At 38.4% G+C, this 11,355-nt stretch carries 10 protein-coding genes; 9 read left to right on the top strand and 1 reads right to left on the bottom strand.

The window, feature by feature from the left end; translation table 11 throughout:
* Positions 1-145 precede the first annotated feature (145 nt).
* On the top strand, positions 146-1,285 hold the full coding sequence (locus SCALIN_RS09195) for an HD-GYP domain-containing protein (protein ID WP_096894207.1): 1,140 nt from the start codon (positions 146-148) through the stop codon (positions 1,283-1,285).
* Positions 1,286-1,388: 103 nt separating this feature from the next.
* Here the strand turns inward: SCALIN_RS09195 and SCALIN_RS09190 are convergent, their stop codons facing one another.
* Positions 1,389-1,796: a Crp/Fnr family transcriptional regulator gene (locus SCALIN_RS09190; protein WP_096894206.1), complete on the bottom strand. Its 408-nt coding sequence runs from the start codon at positions 1,794-1,796 to the stop codon at positions 1,389-1,391.
* A gap of 314 nt (positions 1,797-2,110) precedes the next feature.
* On the opposite strand from SCALIN_RS09190, the gene SCALIN_RS09185 reads away from it, so the two are divergent.
* The 8 genes from SCALIN_RS09185 to SCALIN_RS09150 all read left to right on the top strand — a co-directional run bounded on the left by SCALIN_RS09185 (position 2,111) and on the right by SCALIN_RS09150 (position 11,258).
* The gene (locus tag SCALIN_RS09185; protein ID WP_096894205.1) at positions 2,111-2,314 is read left to right on the top strand and encodes a DNA-directed RNA polymerase subunit omega; all 204 of its coding nucleotides are present in this window, start codon (positions 2,111-2,113) and stop codon (positions 2,312-2,314) included.
* 76 nt (positions 2,315-2,390) lie between these two features.
* Positions 2,391-3,335, top strand: coding sequence for an ABC transporter ATP-binding protein (locus SCALIN_RS09180; protein ID WP_096894204.1), 945 nt, complete (start codon positions 2,391-2,393; stop codon positions 3,333-3,335).
* Positions 3,335-4,045 carry an ABC transporter permease gene (locus SCALIN_RS09175; RefSeq protein WP_096894203.1) on the top strand — a complete coding sequence of 237 codons (711 nt, stop codon included), beginning with the start codon at positions 3,335-3,337 and terminating at the stop codon, positions 4,043-4,045. Before SCALIN_RS09180 ends, SCALIN_RS09175 begins: the two co-directional genes overlap by 1 nt.
* A complete protein-coding gene (locus SCALIN_RS09170) occupies positions 4,036-5,622 on the top strand; it encodes a GldG family protein (RefSeq protein WP_096894202.1) in 1,587 nt (528 codons plus the stop codon). The genes SCALIN_RS09175 and SCALIN_RS09170 overlap by 10 nt, the downstream gene beginning before the upstream one ends.
* Positions 5,623-5,644: 22 nt before the next feature.
* On the top strand, positions 5,645-7,948 hold the full coding sequence (locus tag SCALIN_RS09165) for a DUF4340 domain-containing protein (RefSeq protein WP_096894201.1): 2,304 nt from the start codon (positions 5,645-5,647) through the stop codon (positions 7,946-7,948).
* A gap of 70 nt (positions 7,949-8,018) precedes the next feature.
* Positions 8,019-9,416, top strand: a complete 1,398-nt coding sequence (locus SCALIN_RS09160; RefSeq protein ID WP_096894200.1) for a trypsin-like peptidase domain-containing protein — start codon at positions 8,019-8,021, stop codon at positions 9,414-9,416.
* A 98-nt stretch (positions 9,417-9,514) separates the two neighbouring features.
* Positions 9,515-10,507 (top strand): AAA family ATPase, encoded by a 993-nt coding sequence (locus tag SCALIN_RS09155; protein ID WP_096894199.1) that lies wholly within the window; start codon positions 9,515-9,517, stop codon positions 10,505-10,507.
* 76 nt (positions 10,508-10,583) lie between these two features.
* Positions 10,584-11,258, top strand: coding sequence for a hypothetical protein (locus tag SCALIN_RS09150; protein ID WP_133111797.1), 675 nt, complete (start codon positions 10,584-10,586; stop codon positions 11,256-11,258).
* The last annotated feature ends 97 nt before the right edge of the window (positions 11,259-11,355 follow it).

Raw genomic sequence — 11,355 nt, 5'->3', positions numbered from 1 at the left:
GGTCAAAAGTGGTTAATCATTAGGTATAATAATGTAATCTCTAAAGTTGTGGCTTCCAATTAATTTTTGCTATTTTAGTGTGGAATTGTTCGTAAGATTGTATTCATACACTATTTTTTTACAGGAAGGTTGTTTTGTAAACATTATGACTAATACAAGTTTTGTACACAAAGATATCCTGGATTCACTCAATCATAATCTTACTTTGAAGGAGAAACTGGTATGTACGCATGAAGCGATTAAACAGTTTTTCCCATTCCTGGCGCGGATCGCTATTACCATTTATGATCCGGCAACTACACTACTCAAGTCTTATCTTGATAGCGGTGATGATTCCACGTCATGGCAGCATTGTGAGGTGCATCTGGAGGAACTTCCTTCGTTGAAAAAAGTGCTCGAAAAAGGGAACCCCCGTGTTATCAATAATATGGTTACGTTTGAGGATAACGAATTTGGGCATCTTAAACGTCTTGGTCGTGAAGGTTTTGCGGCCAGTTATACGATGCCATTCTTTGATAATGGTGTGTTCTCCGGTTTTATCTTTTTTAATTCCCAAAAGGCAGATATTTTTACCGATGATGTACTCCATAAATTGGACATAGTGGGCCATATGGTTTCGCTTCTTGTAATTAACGAGATGGAGGCGGCGCATGCACTGACAGCGGCTGTTAAGACATCAGAACATTTTACCCATGTACGTGATACTGAGACAGGCAGCCACCTGAACCGCATGTCACGTTATTCCCGGTTAATTGCTATCTGCCTGGCACATAAATATAATCTGGATGATTCTTATATTGAGCACATCCTCTCTTTTTCGACACTACATGATATTGGCAAAGTAGGGATCCCTGACAGCATTTTGCAAAAGCCTGGAAAGCTTACTTTAGAGGAAATGGAGATTATGCGTACACACGCGCGGAGAGGCCGGGAAATTATCGATGATCTGATCAGTAATTTTGGACTTGGCCATTTTGACCATGTCAGTGTGTTGCGTAATATTGCCGAGTATCATCATGAAGCGATAAACGGTACCGGTTACCCCGAAGGGAAGAAAGGGACAGATATTCCATTAGAGGCGCGTATAGTTGCCGTGGCAGATGTATTTGATGCTTTAACCAGTGATCGTGCTTATAAAAAAGCATGGAGTAACGACGAGGCATTTGCAATACTTAAGGAGATGTCAGGTGAAAGATTGGATAGGGATTGTGTTGATGCTATAATCTTTAACCGTATGGAAGTGGAGGAGATCCAGCAGCAGTTCAAGGAAGATAAGTTCGGATAATCGATTTAGCAGAATGAATGGATCTGGCTGTTCTGGTTTGTTTTTATCATGTCTTTCGTGACTGGCTTGTATTCAGATTTGAAAGAATTCTCCACAACGTATGCTATTTTCCTTTATCCAGTTTAATGTGCTTTACATAAAGATCTTCAATCAGATCATATGCGCTTTCAAGCCTGAACATCAGTTTTTTCAGAATGCTCAATGCGACTAGAGGCTTTCCGGCTACTAATGTTTCTAAAACATCTTTAGTTATGACATTAAGTCTGCAATCAGTTACAGCTTCAGCCGTATCGGTCCTTGGCTTGTTTGTGATAACTGACATTTCTCCAAAGAATTCGCCGAATCCTAATCTGGCCAGGACCACATCTCCTTGCGGAGTTTTTCTGCTCAATTTAACTTCACCCGAATTTATCAGGTACATTTGTTTGCCTTCGTCACCTTCTTTGAACAATACTGTTCCTTTTGGGAACTCTTTTCCAACATCCTTGAACGCTGAACCCGCTAAACCCATATCAAACTCTCCATTTTAGATTTAATTATTCAAGCCTTTCCAACTTTTATTAGCCATTACACTTCAAAATATTTCACTGAAAGTTAAAGAAGCTGATTTGCGAACTCACATGTACGCAACACCTCTTGTCTGTTTTAGTATAGTTAACATAAAATACTTCTGTAAAACCGTAAAGTCAAGATATAAGTATACAATATATGAATAAAGAAAACCTGTCTAGAAAGATTAAATTAATAATGTGTGGAGTTTTTTCTTGACGAAATCGAAAAAAATGGTAAAAATAATGGTTTTAATTATTTCTACATTTCTACAACATGACCGATAACTCAGATAAACCTGCAGAAGACTATGGTACCTTCCACATGACTGCCATCTTAATCAAAAGAGTTAGGCAATTGATTGATGGCGCACCGGCTCTTATTGAGACGGATTCGAGTGACCCCGTTAAAACTGCGTTTGAAGAATTTGCGAGCGGTAATCTTAGCATTACTGAGGATGTTGTAACAGAAGAAAAATAAGGGAACTTATTTTCTCAAAGTATTGTTAATGAATAAAAGCTTGTAAAATTTATAGTATAGTCTGGAGAACCCCCACATGATAAAAGTAAATAATTTAGTAAAGCGGTATGTAAATATCAACGCAGTAGACAATATTTCTTTCCATGTAAAAGAAAACGAAATAGTCGGTCTGCTTGGTCCAAACGGGGCCGGTAAAACGACTACTATGCGAATATTGACCTGCTTTATGCCGGCGACTGCTGGTTCTGCAACTGTAGCAGGTTACGATGTGTTTACGGATTCACTGAATGTGCGTCAACAGATTGGATATTTACCTGAAAATGTTCCGCTCTATCTGGACATGAGAGCGAGCGAATATCTGATGTTTCGTGCCAAGCTTAAGAATATACCCAGAAGGGAAAGAAGGAAAAAAATAGAATATTGTCTCGATGTGACTGGAATAACAGATGTGCAAAACCAGATCATAGGTACATTATCAAAAGGGTACAGACAGAGGGTAGGTCTTGCGGATACATTAATCCATGATCCGAAAATTTTGATTCTTGACGAACCTACTATTGGGCTTGATCCAAACCAGATCAGGCAGATCAGGGGCGTTATAAAGGGTTTGGGGCAGAAGCATACGGTTTTGCTGTCAACACATATTCTTCCTGAAGTTGAAATGGTTTGTGACAGGATCATGATAATCAATAAGGGTAAAATAGTAGCAATGGATACACCGGCAAATCTTATGAAGCAGTTAAAGACAGGGTCGAATCTCGTTTTAGAGATAAAAGGAGATGGGGCAAAGATAAAAAACAGCCTGTCCAGCATTGACAGCGTACAATCTGTTACGTTCAAGGAAAAGGGTGACGCAAATGAATTTTATGTAGATGGAACTGGTGAAAAAGATATAAGGGAAGATGTTTTTAATTGTATTGTCAAAGATAATTACATACTGAGAGAAATGAAACGACAGACCATTACCTTAGAGGAAATCTTTCATCAAATTACAACAAGGGAAGAGGGGGGGAGTGGCTGATGCGTAACGTAACTACTATATTTCAACGAGAAATTTTATCTTACTTCTATTCACCTATTGCATACGTAGTGATTTCTGTATTCCTTATTGCATCCGGGTTCTTTTTTGCGGGAAATTTACAATTCTGGCAGGAAGCTTCCCTTAAGGGAAGCCTGGATTCAATTCAATTTTTTCTTCTGTTGCTTACACCCGTGATTACTATGAAACTTTTTTCGGATGAGTCTAAGTCAGGAACTATGGAGACTCTCATGACTTCTCCGGTAACAGATTTTGATGTAGTGTTTGGTAAATTTCTTGCAGCCTTAAGCCTGTACACTGTGATGATCCTTCCTACATGGATATATGTATTATTCCTGTCTATATTTGGAAACCCGGACTTCGGGCCAATATTTTCGAGCTATATTGGGCTGATACTTATGGGTGGACTTTTTGTATCTATTGGCTTACTTGTATCATCGTTAACGAAGAATCAGGTTGTTGCTGCAGTTATAGGCATAGTTTCATTAATAATTCTCTGGGTAATTGGTTTTCTAAGTACTTACGGTGATGGCTGGTTTTACGAAGCCCTGAGATATATTGGAACTTATGACCATTGGTCATCCTTTACAAAAGGTATTGTGGATACCAGGGATGTAATATACTATTTAAGTTTTACGGCATTACTTTTGTTTATAACAGTACGAAATGTTGAGAGTAGAAAATGGAGGTAGAAAAGTCATTGAATAATAAAGAAGTAGCAACTTCAGAGGGCTCAAAAAATATAAAAAAACAAAAAACCCTGATCGGGGCTAATGTTATTTTTATGATACTTATCGCTATAGCTATATTCGTCTTTGTCAGCTATATTAACGATAGACATTATTACAGATGTGACTTTACTGCGTCCGGGAAGTATTCTTTAACTGCGAAAACGAAGAAGATCCTGAAAAACCTGGATCAACCTGTTTTTATCACCTCGCTTCTTGTAAAAAAACAGGACTATCGCTTTTACGGGCAGGTCATAGATATACTTGAAGAATACAAGTACCTATCAGATAAGATCACTGTTACACTCCTGAATCCTTTAACAGATCGCACTAAAATAACAGAGTTGGCAGAGAAGATGAAGATGGACTTGGAGCAGTTGCAAATCAATTCTGTAATTTTCACCTGTGGTGATAAAAGCAAACATGTGCAACAATCCGAGGTGATTGAGAGAGAGTTTCCTTTCAAATTCAAGGGAGAAGAAATCTTTACATCAGCAGTCTTAAACGTAACACGAGATAAGCAGACAAACGTTTACTTCACCAAGGGTCATGGAGAGAGAGATTATGGTGATTTTGAACGAGCTGGACTGGGAAATCTTGCAAGCGCTATTAAACGTGCCAATTACAATGTTCTTCCTCTTGATCTATTAAAACAGAAACGAGTACCTGAAAATTGTGATATACTCTTTATTGCGGGTCCGACAAAAAGCTTCTCAACACAGGAGACAAACTATATTCGTGACTACCTTGGAACTTCAGCAAGGCTCATGAACGATAAAGGTGAACTTAAGAACGGTAAGTTAATCGTAATGCTCGAACCAGCTGTAGGTGTCAATAAATCATCCGGATTAAATGCGTTGCTTGGAGAATATGGCGTAGTAGTAAGGGATGATGCTGTTGTTTATAACAAAGTGAATATGCCTCTTTTTGGTATGCAGACCGTTGTTGAGGTGTATATCAGTGATGAGAAATATTTAGATCATGAGATAACAAACGACATCAAAAAATTGACCACAGTTTTTTATGGTTCAAGCGTACTTAATATCGCCCCAATGAGCGATACAATGGCATTTGCTGCAAAAGGGATTATACAGGCTCCTGATCAAAGCTGGGGTGAAACTGAGATTGTTGGTAAAAAAAGACCGAAATATGATGAAGACTCGGATATCAGTTCTCCGATTATTTTAGCAGTGGCATCGGAGCTAAGAGAAGCGAAAGCTGATCCTACCGCACCTCCACACGCAACACAGGCTTTTGTCGATATTGGTAAGAAGGGTCCGCGTGTTGTTGTCTTCGGTGATACAGATTTTGCCGCAAACGCGTTTTCTGACAACCCTGGAAATCAGGATCTTGTTCTTAATGCTATAAGCTGGCTGGCTAGAAGAGAAAAGGAGCTGGGGATCTCAGCTAAGGCTCCTGACGTCAGAAGAGCAATTGTCAAACCGGGACAACTATCCGCAATATTCTGGCTATCTATTGCAGGACTCCCATCTATAGGAATAATAATTGGCGGCTTCGTCTGGTGGAGAAGAAGAAGATAATAATCGGAGGCTTTAATTAACTATGAAGTTTAAAACTACAATAATACTCTTAATTGTTGCAGCCATTGGCGCTGCTTATATATTTCTCTATGACAGAAAACAGTACAGAACAGATGTATGGGTACAGAGACAGCAAATGGTCCTGCCGGATTACAAACCAGGCCAGATCAATAAAATCGAAATGAAAAAAGGGGACACTACTATAGTCCTTGAGAGTACGGACAATGAGAGTTGGAGGATGTTAGAACCCCTGCAACTGAGAGCTGACAAGGCTGAAGTGGCAGAGATTCTTTCGCAATTTGAATTCCTGAGAAAAGTCGGTACTATTACTGAAAGTGAAATTTCAAACTTCAACATGAAAGAATATGGTCTTGAGAATCCGGATCTTATTATAAACCTCTGGCTTAAAAAAGGAACAATTGTTGGTGGAACTACCGGGGATATTACTAAGTATACTGTTAACATTGGAGATAGATTAGCTGCCGGGCAAGATACCGTCTATATTACTGCAGGAGGTGATAAGGATGTCTCGGTCGTTAACGCTAAATTTCTGGAGAAAATAGACAAAGATATAAATGATCTAAGGAATAAGTGGGCTTTTGAGTTTGATAAGCATTCAGTAGAAAGAGTGAGGCTTGAGAATGACAGGAGTGAGCCGGTAGTTTGTTCCAAGGCTGAACAACTATGGTGGATAACACAACCACTTTCAGACCGTGCTGATTCGGAAAGAATTAAGGATATTCTTAATGAATTGAAGAATCTAAAGATTAACAAAGCAGATTTTGTATCTGACAGCGAAGAAGATATTATCAACTACGGTTTGGATAAACCTGTGTTTACTATCAGTATTGGTACGACAGAAGATGTACAAACTCTTCATTTAGGACATAGTCTGGATGCGAAAATTTACGCGAAGCTGGACGGAGAAAGTTCTATTTTCTTTGTACATGATGTTATACTGCGTGATCTTGATCTTGAACTAAACGATTTGCGAGATAAACAGCTCTTGAGATTTGATTCAATAGGCACATACGGAATAGAAAAGGTTGATATAAAGGCACCAGATAAAGAGCTTGTTATGGAAAAGACAGTGCAATATGACTGGATGATTAAATCTCCGAAACTAATTCTGGCAGACAGAGACACGGTAAGAGAATTCGTAGAGAAAATAAAAGATTTACAGATACAGCAATATGTGGACGATAGTGGTGCAAACTATGAGAAGTATGGATTAGCAGACTCAGCTATTGAAGTTTCAGTATTCAGAAGAATCGGAGAGGGCGAAACGGTGAAGTTTTTGATAGGTAATGTTGATGAAAATGGTGGACTCTGTTATGTGAAACGGGACGGAGAAGATGCTGTCTACTCTGTTCCAACAGAAAATTTCTATGATGTTGCCAGGGCGGGGTACCTTGCGTTCAGAGATAAATTAGTTATGGAGTTTCCAAAAGAAAATGCCCAGAAACTGGTTATCTACAGGGATGGTAAAACGCTCGTGTGTGAGACGGCGGAAGGGTCTACAATGCACAGACCAAAGTGGGAGATGACAAGTCCGGTAAAAATGGAGGCGGAACTTGACTCTATAAATCAAGTGGTATGGAACCTCTCGTTCCTGTTGGCTGATAAAATAGTTGCTCTCTCAGCAGAAAATCCTGGTGATTATGGATTTGATAATCCTCTGATAAAAGTATCAATTACATTTGAAGACACAGGTGCTGCTGCACACAAAAATGAAGTAATAAGTCAGAAAGAAGACTTGGTAAAACCAAAAAAATTGAAAACAAAAACGCTCCTGATAGGCAACAAGATTGAACCTGATAAAGAGAAATCAAACTACTATGCTAAGGTAGATAGTGAGGATATGATTTTCCAGGTAGGGTGGACTGATGTCAGGGATTACAGTATTGAGCTTGTTGACAGGACACTATTTGCCTTCGATTCCGCAAATGCTAAGTCTATTAAAATCACACATCCTGAAAAGAAGCTTCTCTTTCAGAAAAATGAAGAACATATCTGGCAAATGATTGAACCTGAAGTTATGCTATTGAGTAATAATTTAGCAGATCGAATTATTTCTTCTATGAAATTATTAAGGGCAGAGTCAATAGTCCAGTATTCTAACGAGAATTTGTCAAAATATGGACTTGATGATCCACAATTCAATGTTGCCATCGGATTTGAAGGAGCTGACGCGACATTGCTGGTGGGCAACGAAGCCGGTACTAATTATTTTGTAACCGGATCAGACACAAACTTTGTCTATCTGATGGATAAAAACAAGATTGATGATCTTATACAAGCTAGTGTAGTAAGGGCAATTAAGTAAAATATACTCATAAGATTTTCAAACATTGTATACTGTTTTGATTAGCATCAAATAATGGATTTTTACAAACGTGAAAAAAGGATATAAACCCTTTATATGGTTTGTCGCAGTAAAAATTCTTTTACTCATCTCATTGCTTCCTGCGACAATCAACGCTAAGGAAACATTCCCCAGAAGAAATGCTATAGTTGCTGCAGTAGAGAAAGTTGGCTCTTCTGTAGCAAACCTGAGCACTGAAAGACTGCTTGTTGATAGAAGAGCAGACCCCTTCTTTGGTTATAGAAATGATTTTTTTGATCAGTATTTCAATGATTTCTTTGGCCATCATGCAGAGAAACGTGTAGAGCAGCCCCTTGGTTCAGGCGTTATAATAGACGAAGATGGATATATTATTACAAACGAACATGTAATAAACAGGGCGACAGTTATAAAAGTAACACTAGCCGATGGATCAAAATTTGATGCGACTTTAATTAGTTCAGACTTTCACGAGGATCTGGCAATACTGAAGATAGAATCACCAACTCCTCTTGATTATATCAAAATGGGTACTTCCAGTGACTTGATGATAGGAGAAACAGTAATTGCTTTGGGTAATCCGTTCGGACTTGAAAATTCTGTAACGACTGGTGTATTGAGTGCAAAAAACAGAACGTTTTCGATCAGGGGGGAAGATGGAGCTGGAGCATTTAAAGGATTAATTCAGACAGATGCATTAATAAACCCCGGTAATAGTGGCGGTCCATTGGTTAATATAAACGGTGATCTTATCGGTATAAATACTGCAATAGTAAATCAGGCACAGGGTATTGGGTTTGCCATTCCAGTAGATGAAGTAAAAGACATACTATCTGAACTCTTTAGTTTCAGGGAAATAAAGAAAATCTGGCTTGGGATCGAAGTTGAGGAAACAGGGGAGGGAAAGATTGGGGTTTTGGTAACAAAGGTTGAAGAAGAGAGTCCCGCAGAAAATGCTGGTATACAAGTTGGTGACGTTCTTGTTGAAATGGATTCAATAACTATAAATGAGGTGTTTGATTTCAACAAAAATATGTTAAAGAAAGATATTGATCATATAGTCACTTTCAGGATCAGCAGAAATGAATCTAAAAAAAATCTTAAAGTAAAACTTCAGAAAATACCTTTGCCTTCTGTAGAGCAATTAGCAAGCGATAAATTTGGACTGGATGTTCAGGAATTGAAATCTTCCATTGCTGAAAGTCTCAGGCTTGGCTGGCTGAAGGGTGGGGTTTTAATCTCAGGAGTTGAGTCCAATAGCCCAGCGGAAAGAGCGGGTATTGAGCCTGGATTTGTTCTTGTTCGCATTGGACAATATAGGATCTTTAATTTAGAGGAATTGGGAATGTTGTTAAATCAAATCAAGAGAGGAGATTTCGTTTCTATAGGCTTTGTTTTCTCAGATAGTAGTGATGAGTATCAGAAATATACAAGGTTAAGATCAAGGTAGATTATATAATTTGTAATTTCCTTAATGTTGCAAACCTTTTACAAATATTTTATAATCGTTTATTTGCATATTATTTTAACAAAAGTGGACTACTAAAAATGGAATCTAAAGATATTAAAAATATAACAGATGTTATCAAAGAAGAGAGTGGTGTTCTTTCCGGTTTGAGCAATGAAATGGGGAAGGTGATTGTAGGGCAAAAGCATCTTATAGAGAGATTGTTGATTGGGATCCTGGCTAATGGACATATTCTGCTGGAAGGTGTTCCCGGATTAGCAAAGACACTCTCTGTTATGACGCTGGCAAAAGCAATTAAGGTACAGTACCAGAGACTCCAGTTTACACCTGATCTTCTGCCGGCAGATTTAATAGGTACACTTATCTACAACCCTCGTTCCGGAGAGTTTACTACGAAAAAAGGACCTATCTTCTCAAATATTATCCTGGCTGATGAAATAAACAGGGCACCCGCTAAGGTGCAGAGTGCTCTTTTAGAGGCTATGCAGGAAAAGCAGGTAACGATAGGTGATGAGACGTTTAAACTTGAGGACCCTTTCCTGGTGCTTGCTACACAAAACCCTATTGAGCAGGAAGGTACTTATCCTTTGCCGGAAGCACAGGTTGACAGATTCATGTTAAAACTTAATGTAGATTATCCCGACAAAGGAGAAGAACGTGAAATCCTGGACAGAATGGCATTAACAGATACTAATATAAAAGTGGATTCTGTACTGCAACCTGGCGATATTAAGCGACTGCGTTCGGTAGTTGACCAGATTTACATTGATGATAAGATAAAGGACTATATAGTTGATTTGGTAATTGCTACCAGAGATCCTCAGAAATACAACCTCGATTTAAGTGAATTTATTGAATACGGTGCATCACCCCGAGCCACCATTTTCCTGGCAATTGCCTCAAAGGCATATGCTTTTCTTAAAGGTAGAGGCTATGTCACTCCACAAGATGTAAAATCAATAGGAATGGACGTACTACGACATAGAGTTATCATAACTTATGAAGCAGAAGCGGAAGAGATGACGGCTGAAAATGTCATACAAAAGATCTTTGATAATATAGAAGTACCTTGATATCACAGAACTTTATTGCCATTTTAACAATCCTCATCCTTTAACACGACCTAACTTAATAGGATTATTGATTAACATGAAAAACGTCTGGTTCGTTTTGTCGTTGATTTCTACATTAGTAATAATACAGAACTGTACTACTACAACAGAGAAAGTAGTTTTGGATAACAAGGCCTCTGTAGATCAAGAGTTGTTTAAGGATCTTCAGGCCATTAAATCAGAGCTTGGATACGTGCCTGAGGATGGGGCAGCTCCCGATACAAAAACAGTGAACCAACCACTTGAATTCGGGGTAAGTGTAAGCGCTGTGCAGAAAAAATTTCCTGCTCCTGATAAATTCGAATTTGAACCGATGGTAAACAATAATGTCACCATGCTTGTTCGTAACTCGGTTGGCGGTCGTTTCACATTCTTTTTTTATGAAAACAAACTATATAAAATCATTATACTCAGTAGTTGGAATGACTATACCCTGCAATTTGCTGCAGATGATATAAAGAACACTGAAGCAATTTTTATAGAGGGGAATGGTGAGCCGGATGTCGTCGAAGAAGATGAAATGCATAAAAAGATGGTGTGGATAAAAGAAGATATGGAGGTTAAGCTAGAATCGTTTAATTTGATGTCACATAAGGGAATGAGCAGGATCATGTCTCTAATGTATACAAACAGAAAGATCAGCCAGCTTGCAAAAAAAGATGAATCCTTTGAATTGTACAAGACAAAGCGGAAAGGAATTCAAGATCATTAATAAGAAGTTTGATTACTTATATTCTATGCGCTTTATTTTCTATTCGGAATTGTACTGTTTGGTACTATCTGGTTATCATAATAAATACATGTAATCA

The sequence above is a fragment of the Candidatus Scalindua japonica genome (assembly GCF_002443295.1).
In the GTDB taxonomy this organism is placed as follows: domain Bacteria; phylum Planctomycetota; class Brocadiia; order Brocadiales; family Scalinduaceae; genus Scalindua; species Scalindua japonica.
The sequence above is the reverse complement of the archived record's forward strand: the minus strand, read 5'-3'. Positions and strand labels throughout refer to the sequence as shown.

Bases quoted from the DNA above. Each gene is read 5' to 3' on its own strand.
- SCALIN_RS09175 (WP_096894203.1), top strand. From the start codon at position 3,335: ATGCGTAACGTAACTACTATATTTCAACGAGAAATTTTATCTTACTTC.
- SCALIN_RS09195 (WP_096894207.1), top strand. From the start codon at position 146: ATGACTAATACAAGTTTTGTACACAAAGATATCCTGGATTCACTCAAT.
- SCALIN_RS09185 (WP_096894205.1), top strand. From the start codon at position 2,111: ATGACCGATAACTCAGATAAACCTGCAGAAGACTATGGTACCTTCCAC.
- SCALIN_RS09165 (WP_096894201.1), top strand. From the start codon at position 5,645: ATGAAGTTTAAAACTACAATAATACTCTTAATTGTTGCAGCCATTGGC.
- SCALIN_RS09180 (WP_096894204.1), top strand. From the start codon at position 2,391: ATGATAAAAGTAAATAATTTAGTAAAGCGGTATGTAAATATCAACGCA.
- SCALIN_RS09170 (WP_096894202.1), top strand. From the start codon at position 4,036: ATGGAGGTAGAAAAGTCATTGAATAATAAAGAAGTAGCAACTTCAGAG.
- SCALIN_RS09190 (WP_096894206.1), bottom strand. From the start codon at position 1,796: ATGGGTTTAGCGGGTTCAGCGTTCAAGGATGTTGGAAAAGAGTTCCCA.
- SCALIN_RS09155 (WP_096894199.1), top strand. From the start codon at position 9,515: ATGGAATCTAAAGATATTAAAAATATAACAGATGTTATCAAAGAAGAG.
- SCALIN_RS09150 (WP_133111797.1), top strand. From the start codon at position 10,584: ATGAAAAACGTCTGGTTCGTTTTGTCGTTGATTTCTACATTAGTAATA.